At 37.5% G+C, this 18103-nt stretch carries 8 protein-coding genes and 1 pseudogene; 4 read left to right on the forward strand and 5 right to left on the reverse strand.

From position 1 onward, the window contains the following. Positions 1-59 precede the first annotated feature (59 nt). From H8796_RS07800 to H8796_RS07820, 5 genes are read right to left on the reverse strand one after another with little or no spacing between them, the layout of a single operon-like run. On the reverse strand, positions 60-1061 hold the full coding sequence (locus H8796_RS07800) for a DUF4973 domain-containing protein (RefSeq protein ID WP_004307644.1): 1002 nt from the start codon (positions 1059-1061) through the stop codon (positions 60-62). 18 nt (positions 1062-1079) lie between these two features. Then, entirely contained in the window at positions 1080-3119 is a 2040-nt protein-coding gene (locus H8796_RS07805) for a RagB/SusD family nutrient uptake outer membrane protein (protein WP_004324411.1), read from the reverse strand. A gap of 14 nt (positions 3120-3133) precedes the next feature. Next, a complete protein-coding gene (locus H8796_RS07810) occupies positions 3134-6247 on the reverse strand; it encodes a TonB-dependent receptor (RefSeq protein WP_117932331.1) in 3114 nt (1037 codons plus the stop codon). A gap of 20 nt (positions 6248-6267) precedes the next feature. Next, positions 6268-7782 (reverse strand): IPT/TIG domain-containing protein, encoded by a 1515-nt coding sequence (locus H8796_RS07815; RefSeq protein WP_004322436.1) that lies wholly within the window; start codon positions 7780-7782, stop codon positions 6268-6270. 17 nt (positions 7783-7799) lie between these two features. Continuing rightward, the gene (locus H8796_RS07820; protein ID WP_117932329.1) at positions 7800-10322 is read right to left on the reverse strand and encodes a glutaminase family protein; all 2523 of its coding nucleotides are present in this window, start codon (positions 10320-10322) and stop codon (positions 7800-7802) included. A gap of 471 nt (positions 10323-10793) precedes the next feature. On the opposite strand from H8796_RS07820, the gene H8796_RS07825 reads away from it, so the two are divergent. The 4 genes and pseudogenes from H8796_RS07825 (at position 10794) to H8796_RS07840 (ending at position 18096) form a co-directional block, all read left to right on the forward strand. Further along, entirely contained in the window at positions 10794-12137 is a 1344-nt protein-coding gene (locus H8796_RS07825) for a site-specific integrase (protein ID WP_117932327.1), read from the forward strand. Between the two features lie 716 nt (positions 12138-12853). After that, positions 12854-13462: pseudogene (locus H8796_RS07830) on the forward strand (DUF1793 domain-containing protein); the annotation flags it as partial. Positions 13463-13479: 17 nt separating this feature from the next. Further along, positions 13480-14979, forward strand: coding sequence for an IPT/TIG domain-containing protein (locus H8796_RS07835; protein ID WP_004324418.1), 1500 nt, complete (start codon positions 13480-13482; stop codon positions 14977-14979). Positions 14980-14991: 12 nt separating this feature from the next. Continuing rightward, a complete protein-coding gene (locus tag H8796_RS07840; protein ID WP_004324419.1) occupies positions 14992-18096 on the forward strand; it encodes a TonB-dependent receptor in 3105 nt (1034 codons plus the stop codon). Positions 18097-18103 lie beyond the last annotated feature (7 nt).

Genomic DNA, 18103 nt, shown 5'->3' on the forward strand with positions numbered 1-18103 from the left:
TATCTGCTAATCCATAAAATATAATTAGATTATCAGACTAGTTCTTAATTTTTCATTATTTACCATTCAATCTGCTGATCTTCGTCTGGAATCTGAGTATTGAGATTTCGTTCCAGTAGCATTGTTCCTTTAACTTTATAAAGAACTTCTTGATTTCGAGAAGTTACATCTTTAAAATCATATTCAATAGTAAATGAAACATAGCGATGTTTTAGATAAGGTCGTGTAGCATCCATAGTTTCCGTTACGCTGTAAGCAGGAGTACCGTATAGCTTAAATCCAATCTTTTCTTCGTCATCTGCCCACATACTCAATGATTTGTCTTCATTGAAGCGTATATATATTTTATAAAGTTCCCGTTCATCTCTTGATAAATCTTCGCTCATTAAACCGGCATAAAAGAAAATAGTATTATTATCTACCACATATGCTGTACGATTATTGGTTACCATCGGTTTATTATCAGTACTTCCATTTGCATTTCGAATATACACTTCCATTGTACTTGTACTATATGAACCGGAATAATCGTTAAAAGGAATTACACGCAATAATGCTTTTGCATAGTTTTTACGTGGATGACCTTGATAATTATAAGAAGCATCATCAACGATAGTTAGAGGCAACACCCATTTATCTGTCATATTGATTCCTCTCAAATCAAAATCAATATTTAGTTGTTCCACACATGTTCCTGCAGGAATATGAACTATTTCCGGGAATTCATATTTATCTTCCTCCAATAGCGTATACCATAAATCTGTACGCCCGCTGAAACGTTCTCTATTTAATATTTCCAAGGTATCCTCATATAGTGCTACATGGACATCTATATCTTGTTCGTTCGTAGTTGACCCACTAACTATAACCGGTAACTGATAGCGTACTTTTCCATCAGGGTTGTATCTCACATATATTGGAGTTACCCCATTATCTTTATCTTTTATAGGTGCTTTAAAAGAAATATATTGCCGATACTGCTCATCTTTCCACTCATCATTACAAGAAGTGATCAAGAGCAACATACATAATGCAAACCAACAATTATATATAATTTTCATACTTATATCATTTTAAAATTAATCATTGTATGTCCAACCCGGATTTTGTGTCAACAGCTTATTGCGTTTCAACTCCTCATGACTGATAGGCCAGAAATATAATTTGCGAGAAAAAGCAGTTGGAAGTTCATTGACTACAATTGGTGAATGAAACGCTGCTCTATTTTCTTCAGTCATAAGAGCATCACAACCATATATTTCCATTGACTCTTCAATCGGAGCGTCTTTCCATCTGCGGAGATCAAAATAACGATGTCCTTCTCCCATGAGCTCTATCTGTCGCTCATGCTTCAATTTCTTACGGAATACATTCCGGTCTTGATACTCTGGCAATGTATAATCGGGAACCCCTGCACGGCAACGAACAGGACGAATACCTTTTTTCATTTCATTTATGTCACGTTTGACAGAATAACTGGCAGAGCCATCCCAAGATGGAATGTCGTATGAAGAGCCATCTTCCAACTCATTCAAAGCTTCAGCGTAAATCAATAAGATTTCAGCAAAACGAATAGCAGGTTCCGTTTTTAGTTTGACATAGTCCTTATTACCTTTTGCCGCAGAGGTATCGTCCGGATGAACAAATTTCATGATTCCAATACCAGTGCGAAGCCAAAAATTGGAGTTAGTATATCCATTACCATTACCACGATAATAAAATACCTGTTGCTCTACGGGTTTAGGATCTTTAAGCGTTGAATTATTCAATAGAGGCCATACACAACCATTAAAAGCAACTGAAGCATAGAAGCGTGGTTCACGCCATGCATACTCTTTCCATACTCCTTTCTTTAAATAAGGATATGTTCCTGCCTTCCCTTCCTTTTCAGACACAAAACGGTTCTCAACTTGGCAAGTGTCCAAAAATGTCTGTCTGTTAAACTCAGAGCCATTATACATATAGTAAGCATCACACATCTTTTGTGTCATACCATGTGTATTCCAGCCATTGGCACTGGTAGGCAATTGATGTAATACCATATCTGCAAGATTGCGGTCACCCTGATTTTGTCCACGACTAAAAATAAGTTCAGGATTATCAAACATAGACAGGGCTCCATTAAAAACTTGTCGATAGGATTCAAAGGGGTCAATATCCCGATATCCATTTGGCCAATCAGCATTTTCAAAATCATTATCAGAATAAGGAGGAAGTGTCTTCGGATAACCTGCAGCGGCTTCATCTCTTTTCTTCACAGTGTGTAACACATAACGGTGTCCATAATTGCTTCCCGGGAGTTCCATAACGTCTCTTGCTGCTGCAGCGGCTTTGGCCCATTTGTATTCATTATATTCCTGTGCTAACAAACATCTTCCGTCATGATCTACCAAATCTGTAAATCTTTCGGTATCTTCAGGACGAGGGTTATTAATAGGACTTGCCGCGTATAATAGAACTTTTGCGCGTGCTGCTAATGCGGCCCCTCTAGTAGGACGAGAGGTATGATTCGCTCCCCTGTCCAAAGGTAAGTCCTTAGCCGCCAAGCGCATTTCTGATTCGATATATTCTACGCATTCATCATAGGAATTACGTTGACAAGCCAAATCATCATAGCTGGCTGTATAATCGAGTCCTTCCTCCGGCAATAAAGGAACAGGGCCATATTTACGGAGTAATAACCAATAATAGTAAGCGCGTACAAAACGGGCTTGTGCTTTCAGGTCAGCTCTTTCAGCTTCTGTAAACTCCATATTCATGTCGATATTTTGAATGAAAATGGATGCCTGACGAATGCCTTTATAACTGGCTCCCCATGATTGTCGGTCTCCTTCACTATAAGTCCCTGTTTTAAAGGTGTTATAAATATCACGGTCACCAAAATAAATATCATCGGCAAAACACCACAGTATATTATCTTTGGTTCCAACATCCATATTCTCTCCTTTAAGATAGGAATAAGCATGAGCTAACCATTCTTCCGAGTATTTTTCATTAGTAAATACATCTTCCAGCGTCATACGGTCTTTAAAATTTTTATCCGAATCCAGCTGGTCTACACACGAAACGGTGATTGTCCCTAACAGGGCACCTATACAAAACTTATATATCTTTTTCATTTCACACATATTGATTAGATATTAACAGTCAATCCTAAAGTCATTACCCTAGACAGTGGGTATTCCGCCCCTGTGGAACTTCCTAATTCCGGATCCCATTCTTTAAATTTAGCGAATGTCAATAAATTGGTACCAATAAAGAATACACGTATATTATTGAACTTAATCTTATTTACAATTGATTTAGGCAATGTATACCCTACTTCTAAAGTCTTCAAACGTAAATATGAACCATTTTTTAGCCAGAAAGTGGACTTTTGTTGATTATTATCATTTCCACCATAGCTAAGACGTGGATAAGAAGCATTCGGATCTTCATTAGCAGGAATTCCAAGTTTAGCTGCTGTGTCTGCATCAACCCAACGATTAGCTACTAAATTTCCCAAAACATTTCCCCACTGACTATCCTTGAAGGCAAATACCGTAGAACCATTAATGAAGAATGAAGACTTTCCTGCTCCTTGAAAATGGACATTGAAATCAAATCCTTTCCATTGTGCAGAGATACCAAATCCGTAAATCAGATTCGGTTTGGTAGTCGCACCGATAGCTACTTTGTCACCATCATTGATTACACCATCTCCATTAACATCTTTATATTTAATATCACCCGGTTGTACTTTTCCCCATGCTGTCTGTTGAGGACTGTTACGAATATCATCATAATCTTTAAAAAGACCTAATGCAATCAAACCTTTAGCTTGGTTTACACGGTAACCCGCTTCTGTCTGGTAAGGATAAACAGTATTTTCTTCATCCTTCTCCAATATCTCATTTTTACTATAAGTAAAATTACCACGAACCGTGAGGTTCACTCTGTTTATTTTCTGTTTATAGGCAAAATGGCCATCAAAACCTTGCGAACGTACACTACCCACATTTGCTTTAGGATTACTTCTCACAATTCCTACTATACCAGGTAGATATTTACGTTCCATATAAATACCATCGCGTTGTTCATGGAAATAGTCTACAGTGGCTGTAAACTTATCATTAAACAAAGAAAGGTCTACACCTATATCGTGCTTTGTTGCAATTTCCCAAGTAACGTTTTCAGAAGCTAATTGAGTATATGCCATACCATCATAAGAATTGCCATAACCATAATCACCCCAATTCCAACCAGGAAAGGTTACGTCCTTATCATTTTCTTTATATGACTTAGCAATTGTATATAGATAAGGAAAACGTTCACCCAATTTATCATTACCTACTTTACCATAAGAGTAACGCAGCTTGAACATATTCATCCATTCCAGATGTTTCTTAATGAATTTCTCTTCTGCAATGTTCCAAGCCAGAGAAAAAGCAGGGAAGAATCCGAATCGATGTCCATCGGCAAAGTTTTCTGATCCGTTATAACCGAAGTTAAAATCTATGAAGTAACGATAATTCCAGTTATAACTAGCACGTCCTGCCAAGCCCATATGACGTTTGGCAATGCCATTCTTTATATCTGTACCAATATCTACAGTAGTCCGATAAGCATCTTGGCTATATTTTAAAGTACCACCTACGTGATGCGCTTTGAATGCACGATTGTAGTGTAAAATTGCTTCTAAAAATTCAGTCCGGTTACCTGTTGAAATAGAGCTTTGAGTCATTTTTTCTTCGGTTCGCTGTTCTTTAAAAGTAATTTCCCCATCAGTATTTCGAAAACGTTCTGCGCGCCATGTTTGAGGCATTTTTTTACGGCTAATTTCGTTTGTGTTGTTAGTGTCGAAACCAAAACGACCTTCAAAACGCAATCCTTTAGTAATAAAATCCAGCTTCTGTTCTAAAGAAATATTAGTCTGAACCTTATTTTCCCAGATTTCAAAATATCCAGTTTGTGTTGCCAATACCCATGGATTGGAACGAGCATCTTCTTTTCCAAATGCTGGTACATAACCATTGGAATACATTACTGGAATACTAATCGGACTTTGATTTATTAACGATGCCCATACATTTCCACCTTGTCCAGGAGCATTACGTTTCTTTAAAGAACCGGAAACACCGACTTTCACAAGAGTTGTTTTTGTGATGTCAATATCGGTATTCAAACGATAATTCCATCGTTGACTACCGGGATTGGTATTATAATCTTTACGAACTGCTTCATCTGTCTTATACATACCTTCTTCACTAATATAGCTAAGCGAAACAAAATAACGTGCTGTACTACCACCACCGTTCATATTTACATTAGCACGATAAGTCATTGCTCCATCTTTCAATAATACATCTTTCCAGTCTACATTCGGATATAAATCCGGGTCAAGTCCTAAACGTAGAATTTCCAATTCGTCATTCTGATAGATCGGTTCTTGATTACGAGTAATACGTGCTTCATTCATCATTCTAGCATGAGTGTACCCATCTACAAATTCCGGTGTGATAGTCCGTGTGTTATAAGATGTTTCCACTTTAGCACTGATATTGATTTTACCAGCTTTACCATGTTTTGTTGTAATCAATACTACACCATTAGCACCACGAGGACCGTAAATTGCTGTAGTAGAAGCATCCTTTAAAACAGTAAACGATTCAACATCCTCAATATTAATTTCATCGAGACTACGCTCAAATCCATCTACTAACACTAAAGCCGAGTTATCAGCTCCGAAAGTAGAAATACCACGAATCCAGAATTCCGAAGTATTTTTTCCAGGCTGACCGGATGTCTGCATAGCTAGAACACCTGCCACATTACCAGCCAAAGCATTTGAAAGATTTGCTGTCGGATTTGCTTTCAGATCATTTACATTAACGGTAGTCACCGCTCCAGTCACAGTTAACTTCTTTTGTGCACCGGTTCCTGTAATAACGACTTCATCAAGCTCACTTGCTTCAGATTCCTTCATAATTACATTGACTACCTGCTGCCTTTTCACTAATACTTCCTGTTTATCAAAACCTATGTACGAGAATACTAGTCTTGAAAACTCTTCAATACTAATTTTATAACGTCCGTTAATATCCGTAATTGCTCCTAAGCCAGCCTGATCTTTTACTGTTACATTGACACCGACCAGTGGCTCTTTATTCGTATCCGTCACTACTCCCGTTACTTCAATTTTTTTCTGCGCAAAAGTGGCAACAGAAACCAGTAACAAACAAATGGTGATAAAATTCTTTATTTTCATGTGTTTTTTCTTTTATTCGGTTATTGTTCTCCCTCTTCCGGTTGACTCTCTTCCGGATGTTCTTCTGTCGCTTCAGGAATCTTTTCTAATGCTATCTTCCGGATACGATGATTGTTCACATCACCCACATAAAAAGTTTCTGTATCTTCATCATAAGCTAAAGCATAAGGATAATTAAAACGTGCTTCATCACGTAAATGGCCATCCACATATCCATTAGCATGTACATTCATTCCTGTGCTTCCTCTTCCAGCAAAAGTAGAGACTACTCCATCCGGAGTCAATTTACGTATACAGTGATTATTACGATCCGTAAAATAGAAGTCATAACAATCCTCTTTATTCGCATCCTCATACTCTTTGTTAAATACGAAGACTCCCTGTCCGGGTTTATTCAAGCGTGCTTTTGTTCCTGCCAAATCTTTATAATCTGCTTGTCCGGGTTGTCCACAAACGATATACGGAGTTGTAAGCCGCTTGTTAACTCTGTCATAATTTGAACGGAGAATATAGTGCTGATTCTGTACCATCATATAAACATAATCACCAGATGGATGAACGATAAAGTTAAATTCCCAGTTGGCATCCTGAATCGTAAACAGTTCTTCTGCATGAGCTTTATTATCATTTGCCCCCCATTGGTAAAAATCATATCTGAGCACAGCCCCTGAACCAAAGAAATTATAGTATAATTCACCATTTTCCGGGTGTATCATTGAGTTCTGACACCCTCTACTTGTGGTCAGACGTTTTACTACAGGATTCTGGAAATCTGTAACATCAACCATATCATTATCTTGGTTACGGATTAACATTATATTACTTGCGGCATTATCAGCTCCTTTTGAGCATGCTATAATCATAGTATCTTTACTTAAAGTCCATGACATGCTACGCAAGCGGTCGGCTCCTTCCGAACTACCGGTTATTCCAGTGTATATTCTTTCATTTTTCAAATCCAATATACGCATCGGCTTACCATTACCATTATTTTCTGCATCCTGAGTTAAATACAGGATATCGTGGTTTTTCGGGTCAAATTCGAACCATGCAGGAAAATCTATTTTACCACAGTCACTAAAAGGACCTTCCTTTATAATTTCTCCATTACCCTTCTCATCTACATATCCACATAAAGTTGATACGACCTTTTGTGGAACATATTTATATTTTGATGATACTATAACATCCTGTTCACCGACTTTTACTTCAATAGTTCCTTCGTAACATTGTTGCGGGGTAATACAGTACAAACTATTACCTTTCGCATTAATTACTTTTGCTTCTTTCCCGCCTATTTTTACAAAGACAATAGAGGAATCAGTACCGAAATTACTACCGTAAATAATCATTCGAGTGTTTGCTCCTCCTGCTTTGGGAGCAAAATCCGTCACAGTCACCGGTTGGCTGGGATCATAAGGTTCCGCAGACGCATCTTTATCATCTTTACAGCTACTGAAGCAAATCGTAAAGAGTAATAATAGAGCCATCCATTGAAATTCAATGATCTCATGTCTCATAGTTTTACATTTCATAATACACTAGATTTAAATTATTGATTATTCTGAACTTTATCCATTAATACCTTCATCCAGTATCCTCCGATTACTGAACGTGCTCTGAATCCTACCCATTTACCGCTGTCTGTATGATGCCAGTCACTGATAGGTACACGTGATACTGTTTCATTGATATATTTATAGACAGGATCAGAGAATTTCTGGAAGGTTTCCTTATCTGATGACATAGCTGCCGTCCACATGATCCAGTCGGATTTTGTGTATTCTTTACGAGAATCCAAAGGGAGTCCATAAGGATTCTGTTTTGTTAGATAATAATTGAGCTCTTTTCCAATTACATTATTAGGAAATAAATTCAGGTTCCACAATTTGTCCCAAACCATATTATACTTCTGGCTCCAGGTATTCTTACGGTCGAAAGCCAAGCGATAGTGGTCGCCCTCATTCGCCATTTCTTCCCATTTCACTGCCATTTTCTTGGCTATATCCGCATATTTGTCTGCTACATCATTCAATCCGAGCATACGAGCCATCTCGCTGTATCCGGCCACTCCCATGATAGCTTTTACAGAAAGATTGGCATTGTGTGCCCAATGTCCGGCGAAGTCATCTGTGCAAAGTTGGTTTTCCGGGTCCTGTCCAAACTCTACTAAATAATTGGTCCATGTCGTTAGAATGTCCCAATATTTCTTAGCATAATCTGCATTACCTTCAATTTTCGAAATAGCTGCAGTTAGAATCACCATATTACCACTTTCTTCAATCGGCATGTCACCACCATAAACTTGTCCATTAGCTATTGGATAAGTGCCAAGGTCATGTGCTGCGAAAGGTTTATCCCAGCGACCGCTAGCACTATATTCAAAGATACTAGTCATCATTGCCTTTTGTAAATCAGGATTATAGACCAAAAACAGGGGAGCAGACGGATAGGTCAGGTCGACTGTATTGATACAACCATTACTGTTATTCTCTTTAGAGAACCACATCAGATTGCCTTCTTTGTCTGTAAATAGTTTGTGAGCAGAAATAACTTGACGATAGGCTGCAGAACAGATTTCTGCATATTTTTTACCACCAGCTTTTTCTGCATCGCTATAAATAAGCTCATCAAGTGCACGACAACGCTCCATGATGGATTGATAGTTATCTCTTAGTTTTTCGAAAGCATCAAAAATCGTTACTTTACCATCATGCTTCCAATATCCCATACGTTTCTCATACATATATTCAATGGAATAAATGTCATCATAACCGATCATCAAGAAACCATCTTTACCATCTTTGGTAACAGTTCCAAAATTATGTACATAAGCCATTGCAGGAGTATTTTCTTCCCGACGAGTAATCCATTTGCTTTTACTTGAAGCTAAAGTTCCATTTTTAACAAAAGCTTCCTTCATTCCGCTATAGTCACCCAAACTTATAGATTTTCCTGCTCCATTTACACTACCAAGATATACATATCCCCAGTCAGCACAAATCAAATCACCTTTACGATCACATATCGGCTGGTTGATGGTGCCAGCTTCTACATAACTAATACCATTTTTCGATAATGTACGTGCAATAGTAGGTTGAGTAGTCTCATTCACTGCTAATACCGGAGTCGTTTCTATATAGAATTGTACATCATGCTCTTTTTTATCAAGAGGACGCACACGATAGGAGATGTAGTTAATCGGAGTTGACAACAAATCCAAGTCATCTATCAATTGAGGTGCTGTAAATACGACATCTAATTCGACTGGTCCGCAAGTGAATGTATAGTAACTGGAAGTGGCTAGTACATCTACCGATTTCTGTACAGCCTCATTTTCAAATGTTACTGCATTTTTCTTTTCACGATATAAACCAAAATCCACATAAGATCCTCCTGTCGTGTTATGACAATGTGCTGCAATCACATTTTTACCATTACGAAGCTTCTTCTTGGCTTCGTCTGAAAGTTTTAGATTTACATTATTCTTCCATACGAGATCTGTAGCAACCAGTTTTTCTCCATTTAAATATAATTCGAATACATCGTCATGAGAATAAATAAGAAAAATATTCTCTGTTAAATCCAAATCATTTATTTCAAATGTACGTCGGATATAAATATCTGTATTATCTCCTTTCCATTCTGTGCGAACACGTGGCATATCACGGCTACCGAAAGCTGCTTTACCTTTTTTCCAACTACTATCATCAAACTGGAATTCTTGCCATCCATTTGCTGGTTGACTATTAGTATATGCAGCCTCCCAACGTTCCACATTTGTCATGGGAGCAATAGGTATTATAGCTACTTGATCTTTACCCAGGAAACGATACACTTTACCATCTACGCGTAAAGCCCCTACTAATGGCTTCTTAGCTGTAGTCCAGTGTTCTGTACTTCCTTCCATTAATTTATCATAAGGAGACCAGATAGAGAAGTGAGGATCTGAAACAACGATAGGTACCGATGGAGTACGTAGCGCTACCTCTTTTACTGGTTTAAATAAGTTGCCGGTTTGAGCATTTGCGAATAAACCGACCGAAAAGGCCATTACTGTTAGTAGTTTCTTCATAAATATTTTCTAATTAATCTACAATTTTAAGGTTACCCATCTACAATCTTGTTTACCTATAAAGAAAAACAAACCCTACGTTTTCTTTTATTTCTCTTTTTACCTTCTTACTATTACCTTTTAAATGCAATCTTACCTTTCTTATCGCTATACCTAAATAATATATTAAAATCAGTACTGTCGAATATTTATAAATGCTAGAGGAAAAGTTTATATAGAATTGTGTGTTTCAGGTAGGACCCAGGATTCATACAAATCCATTTGTTTTTCTATAGCATTTTATTTGTAACGCTACAAAATAATGGAATTAATGCTAAATATTAGGAAAATCTGTGTTCAAGAAAGGACAAAATCTATTCTTTTTTCATATTTTGAGTGTTTTTAAAGTGCAAAATAAGTCTCTTACAGTGTGCTTTGAGTAGTTTTTTTCCTTTTTGAGCAATATTTATCCACTTTTATTAAGATAGTACAATGTTTTTGGAGGTTCTAGCTTTTAACGATGAGATATTGCTCATATCGAATAGCTTTTGTAATTTTGCAATACGAAAGCAATACAGATTTACTATCGCAAAATATACTCCATATATTAAACCAAAGTACGTCACTCGAGAGGGGACTACTGTCCTCTATGTTCGATATAACTACAATCGAACTAAGCGTACGCTCATCTCTACTGGATACAGTATTAAACCGGAACACTGGGATTCTAAAAAGAGATGGATTAAGCGCGCTTGTCCAAACTATGATGAAATTGATGCCTGCCTGATTAGAATAACGTCCAAGCTTGGAGAAATTCTTACATATGCTAAGATAAACGGAATAAGTCCAACCGTAGATTTTGTTTTACTTGAATTAAAAAAAAATAGAGAATATGAATTACGTCCTAATCGGGTAGATATATTTGACGCATTAGAAAGATATATTACAGAAAAAGCTCTTGTTGTTTCTGCAGACCAAATAAAAGACTACCGAACACTTCGTAAACATCTGATCGCTTTCAAAGAACATTCATCGCAGCCAATTACTTTTCATAACCTGAATCTTATATTTTACAATGAATTCATGGACTATTTATTTTATAAGGTTATAAAGCCCGATGGGAGTGTTGGCTTGCTCACTAATTCTGCAAAAATTATACGTTTGTTAAAGGGATTTGTTAATTATCAAATAGATAAAGGAGTTATTCCTCCAATTGACTTGAAGCATTTTAAGGTCGTAGAAGAAGAAACTGATGCTATTTATTTAAGTGAAAAGGAACTTTCAACAATACACGAGTTAGACTTGTCAGATGATAAGCAATTGGAAGAGATTAGAGATGTTTTTATTACTGGGTGTTTTACAGGACTACGATATAGTGATCTCTCAACATTAAGTCCCGAACATATTGACTTAGATAATGAGATTATAAATCTCAAACAGAGAAAAGTGCATAAAGCTGTCATAATCCCTATGATCGATTATGTACCGGAAATACTCAAGAAGTACAACTATGATTTACCTAAAATTCCTAGATATATATTCAACGAAAGGGTTAAAGAATTAGGGCGAAGAGCAAAACTAAAACAGAAGATCGAAGTCGTTCGCAAGAAAGGGAAAGAACGGGAAAAGAGAGTCTATGAAAAATGGGAGATGATCTCTTCTCATACTTGCCGACGATCGTTTTGCACAAATATGTATTTATCCGGCTTTCCTGCCGGAGAACTTATGCGCATATCCGGGCATAAGAGTCCATCTGCATTCATGAGATATATAAAGGTTGATAATCTACAGGCTGCAAAAAGACTAAAAGAACTTCGAGCTAAACTTGCCAGGTAAAGATTGAAATATTTCATCTTAGTTATTTCAAATCATGTTCTATTTTTCATATATGCAGAAGAATTAAGATTCTATTGAATTGCTAAATAGAAAAAAGAAAGTCACATTTACATTATATATATTCCTTTTATTGAATATATATAGCATAATTCTTTATAAACATGTATTTTTTCCTACTATCGAAAACAAGTTTTGATATAATGAAACAAGTCGTTGGTTTAAAAGGAACATTTCCTACCTTTAAAAGAAACTACTTATTGGTTTAAAATAAACCACACTATGGACTCCTGAATGGGGTTCTAACATCTACTTTCCTTATTACCTTAAGCTATCACACAATAACATTTCTCTGCAAAATAGCATAAAAAGATAGATAAATCATTCCAGAAAGTTTTATTTACGTCGAATTCATTCAACAAGAGTAATTATTCAATCTATTTGATTTTTAATATCTTAAAATGTTGCTAGTTTTTATGTCATAAAAGAAATTACATGGATAAATGAAAAGAGAGAGAGGAAAAATATTCATTTTTTCAGATTAGTCCATTTCTCATCTTAGACTACCACTACATTTATCCATTAACTTTTTATTTATTAAAAGTCTGCTCATAAGTTAGAATTTTGTACTTTATTTAATAGCCATAACAACACAAAGACAATACAGAGCAAAGATAATCATCTGTATTTCAAACAATTGATAAATGGCAGTTTAGTCTGGACAGGACCCAGAGAACCAACTTTGTACAGATGATTTTGCAGGCCATTGGGCCCATAATGCCAATCTTTCTGTAAAAGCTATCATGGGAGTAGCTGGGTACAGCGAGATGGCTCGTATGCTTGGAATGAGTGATGTAGCCGAAAAATATGCAGCAATAGCTAAGAAAATGGCGGTGAAATGGAAGGAAATGGCAAATGAGGGCGACCACTATCGCTTGGCTTTCGACCGTAAGAATACCTGGAGCCAGAAGTATAATATGGTTTGGGACAAATTGTGGAACCTGAATTTATTTCCTAATAATGTAATTGGAAAAGAGCTCAATTATTATCTAACAAAACAGAATCCTTATGGACTCCCTTTGGATTCTCGTAAAGAATACACAAAATCCGACTGGATCATGTGGACGGCAGCTATGTCATCAGATAAGGAAACCTTCCAGAAATTCTCTGATCCTGTCTATAAATATATCAATGAAACAGTATCTCGTGTACCTATCAGTGACTGGCACCACACAGACAGTGGAAAATGGGTGGGCTTCAGAGCCCGTTCGGTGATCGGAGGATACTGGATGAAGGTATTAATGGATAAAGTTCAAAACAATCAATAATTTAAATCTAGTGTATTATGAAATGTAAAACTATGAAACATGGGAACATAGGGCTACAATGCATGATGTTGGTATTCATTTTGGCAGTCTGTTTTAGTAGCTGCAAAGATAGCAAAGACGATACATCAGCGCCTTATGATCCGAATCTGCCAGTAGAAGTGACGGATTTCACACCTAAATCGGGAGGTGGAAAGAAGAAAATGATAATCTATGGTAGCAACTTTGGAATAGATTGTTCTATTATTTCTGTTAAGGTAGGTGGTAAAGAAGCCATTGTCATTAGTTCTAAAGGTACCAGTATCTACTGCTCCACGCCGGAGAGCTGTTTCGAAGGAACTGTAGAAATAAAGATAGGTGAACAAACTGTGATAGCATCTGAAAAATATCAGTACGAACCACAAATGGTAGTAACAGACTTATGTGGTGATGTAGATGAACTGGGAGAGGGAAATATTGTAGACACTGGTCCGTTTGACGATTGTGGAAAGATAGACTATCCTTTTTGGTTTTCTTTTGATCCCCAACATTCTAATATTCTTTATTTGTCTCAAAATAAAGGAAATCTGAGAGTGTTAGATTTGGAAAAGGAAATGATCTATACTAAGGAACTAAATAATATCAACCGTGCAACTACTATTACATGGACTAATGATGGTGATATGATATTGGCTGCTCCCCAGAATGGTGGTGCTAAGAATAGAAACAATATTATTTTAAAGCGTGGAAGCAGTACAGACGGACAAGATTTCAAAGAGTCTAGTTGGGTCGCTTTGGCGCGTGGTAATGCTTGTAACGGGTCTATGGTGCTTCCACAAACGGGAGAACTTTACTTCAATCATCGTGCAACAGGCAATGTGTACAGATATAATTTTGAAGAAAACGGCTATAATAACAATCCGGAAGTTCCTGGTGGAGCAGGGTTGAATGACTTTTTGGCATTTAGTGTACCTAATCAGACGGTTGACTTTAGTATGGTTCCTCATCCAACAGGTAAATATGTTTATATCATCATGCATGAATCGCATTATATACTTCGTTCCAATTATGATGAGGAGACTAAAAAACTGGTAACTCCATATATTGTGTGCGGACAATCCGGTCAGGCTGATTATAAGGATCTTGTAGGTATCAATGCACGCATCAATAAACCAGGTCAAGGTGTTTTCGTATTTAACGAGGAGTATAAGGCTGCTAATAAGGATGATTGGTATGACTTCTATTTCGCAGATAAAGAGAATCATTGTATTCGAATATTGACTCCGGATGGGGTGGTTTCTACGTTTGCCGGACGCGGTTCTGCCTCTGCAAGTAGCTATAAATGGGGTAAGCAAAATGGAGAAGTACGTGAGAGAGCTCGCTTTAATCAACCGGTAGCTTTGGCTTACGATGAGGTAACAAAGACTTTCTATGTGGGTGATTCGGGAAATTATAAGATCCGGAAGATTGCTAAAGAACAGGCATCTGACGATTTAGTTGGAGAAGAATCTAATGACAATCAGGACCAAGAAAATCAATAAAAAGAAGAACACATGAGAATAAAAGAATTTATTACGATTTGTCTGTTATTAGTCTCTGTTTCCCTTTTTGCTCAAGAGAAGACTATTGAGGTAACGGGAGTTGTGACAGATATGAATAAAGAACCATTGGTTGGTGTCAATGTAACAGTGAAAGACAAACCTGGTTTAGGAGCGATAACAGATATCAACGGACGTTACAAGATAAACATAGAGGAATTTTCTCGTTTGGTATTTTCGTATATTGGTTTTGATACACAAGAAATATTGGTGAAGCACCAAAATCTGGTCAATGTGTCAATGAAAGAATCGGAGGCTAGAGAAATTGATGAAGTAGTAATTACGGGAACGGGTGCGCAGAAGAAATTGACTGTGACTGGTGCAGTGACGAATGTAGATGTAGAGGTGCTGAAATCAAATCCTACGGCGAATCTTTCTAATGCATTGGCCGGAAATGTATCAGGTGTCCTTGCCATGCAAACTTCCGGACAACCGGGTGTGAATACTTCTGAATTCTGGATTCGAGGTATATCCACTTTTGGTGCTAATAGCTCCGCATTAGTATTAGTTGATGGTTTTGAACGCGATTTAGATGAAATCAATATTGAGGATATTGAGTCTTTTACTGTATTGAAGGATGCTTCTACAACCGCGATTTATGGTTCTCGTGGCGCAAATGGTGTAGTGTTGATTACTACCAAGCATGGTAAAGAAGGTAAGATTAAGATTAATGCTAAAGTGGAGACTTCTTATAATGCGCGTACCATCACACCAGAATTTGCAGATGGTTACAGTTATGCCATGCTGATGAATGAAGCATGTATAACTCGTAATCAAGAGAGAATTTATCAGAATGACGAAATGGAAATTCTGCGATTGGGACTTGACCCGGATTTATATCCGAATGTAGACTGGATGGATGTCCTGTTGAAAGATGGAGCTATGACTTATCGTGCTAATCTGAATATGAGTGGCGGAGGTAGCACGGCGCGTTATTTTGTATCGCTTAGTTATGTGAATGAAGAAGGTATGTACAAAACGGATGATGCCATGCGTAAGGATTATAATACTAATCCTAGTAGTCAACGTTGGAATTACCGTTTGAATACGGATATTGATGTAACGAAGACTACTCTTGTAAAAGTAGGCGTATCCGGTTCATTAAAGAAGCGTAATGCACCGGGGCAGGGCTCTAACGTATGGACTTCATTGATGGGGCAGAGTCCAATCAGTATTCCTGTGATGTATTCTAATGGTTACATTCCTGCACACGGGAAAGAAGATAATCGCAATAATCCTTGGGTACTTGCTACACAGAGTGGTTATAAAGAAATCTGGAATAATAAAATTCAGACCAATATTTCTTTGGAACAAAAGTTGGATTTTATCACTAAAGGCCTGCGTTTTGAAGGACGTTTCGGGTTCGACACGAATAATCAGAGTGAAATAAACCGGATAAGAATGCCGGAAACATGGCGTGCCCAAAGAGATCGCAATGATGAGGGAAAGGTGATCTTCAACCAACAAAGTGCCGAAAAACCGATGGAGCAAACCAGTGCCTCTACTGGTGAACGCCGTGAATTCCTGGAAGCATTTTTACAATATAACCGTGCATTTCACGCGCATCATTTGAGTGGAACATTGAAATATAGTCAGGATGCTTATCGGACAACAGTTGATATTGGAACGGATGTAAAGAATGGGATTGCCAAACGTCACATGGGATTGGCCGGTCGGGTAAGTTACAACTGGAACTATCGCTATTTTGCTGACTTTAACTTTGGCTATAATGGTTCGGAAAATTTTGCTGATGGACATCGTTTCGGCTTTTTCCCTGCGTTTTCTCTCGCTTGGAATATAGCAGAAGAAACGTTTATAAAGAAACATCTGAAATGGATGAATATGTTCAAGTTACGTTATTCCTATGGCAAAGTGGGTAGCGATAAGCTTAAAATAGGTGATACAACATATCGTTTTCCCTATTTGTACACAATCAAGGATGATGGAAATGGCTGGACTTGGAGTGATTACGGTTCTCCGGACAATGTGTATACAGGAATGCAGTATACGCAGCTGGCCTCCAACAATGTCACTTGGGAAATTGCGACCAAGCACGATGCAGGTGTGGATTTATCCTTATTCAATGACAAGTTTACGGCTACTGTAGATTATTTCCATGAACAGCGTGATGGTATCTATATGGAACGTAATTATCTACCTGGCATTGTGGGTGTAAATACTTATCCAAAAGCGAATGTGGGAAGTGTGCGGTCGAAAGGTTTTGACGGTAATTTTGCTTACAAGCAGAAAATAGGTAAAGTCAATCTGACTGTACGTGGTAACTTTACTTACAGTAAGAATGAGATTCTGGAGAAAGACGAAGAAAATGCAGTTTATCCCTATCAAAAGGAGGCTGGTTACAGGGTTAATCAGGCGAAGGGATTAATTGCTTTGGGATTGTTTAAAGATTATGATGATATACGCAATAGCCCGCAGCAAACTAACTGGGGGAAGGTGCAACCGGGTGACATTAAATATAAAGATGTCAATGGAGACGGAATTATTAATGGCAGTGATGAGGTAGCTATTGGTGCAACAACGAAGCCTAACTTGATTTATGGTTTTGGTATTTCTGCACAGTGGAAAGGCTTCGACTTCAATGCACACTTCCAAGGAGCAGGCAAGTCTTCGTTCTTCATTAATGGCCCTACCGTATATGCCTTTAATGGTAGTCAGTGGGGAAATGTCCTGACGAATTTGGTGAAAGACCGCTATGTCGATGCGGAGACAGCTGCCACATTGGGTATTCCGGCTAATGAAAATCCTAATGCTTCGTATCCCCGGCTTAGTTATGGAGGGAACGATAATAACTATAGAGCTTCTACTTACTGGCTCAGGGATGGTTCTTATTTACGCTTGAAAACATTGGAAGTGGGTTATACATTACCGAAATCGATTGTGAACAAGATACGGTTTAACAAGATACGTGTCTTTTTCATTGGTACCAACATCTTGACGTTTGCTAAATTTAAAGAATGGGACCCGGAAATGGGAAGTTCTAACGGAGAAAAATATCCGCTTGCTAAGACATTTACTTTGGGATTAACTGTGAATATCTAATTAAATG

The sequence above is a fragment of the Bacteroides sp. M10 genome, from assembly GCF_014334015.1.
Taxonomy (GTDB): Bacteria; Bacteroidota; Bacteroidia; order Bacteroidales; family Bacteroidaceae; genus Bacteroides; species Bacteroides intestinigallinarum.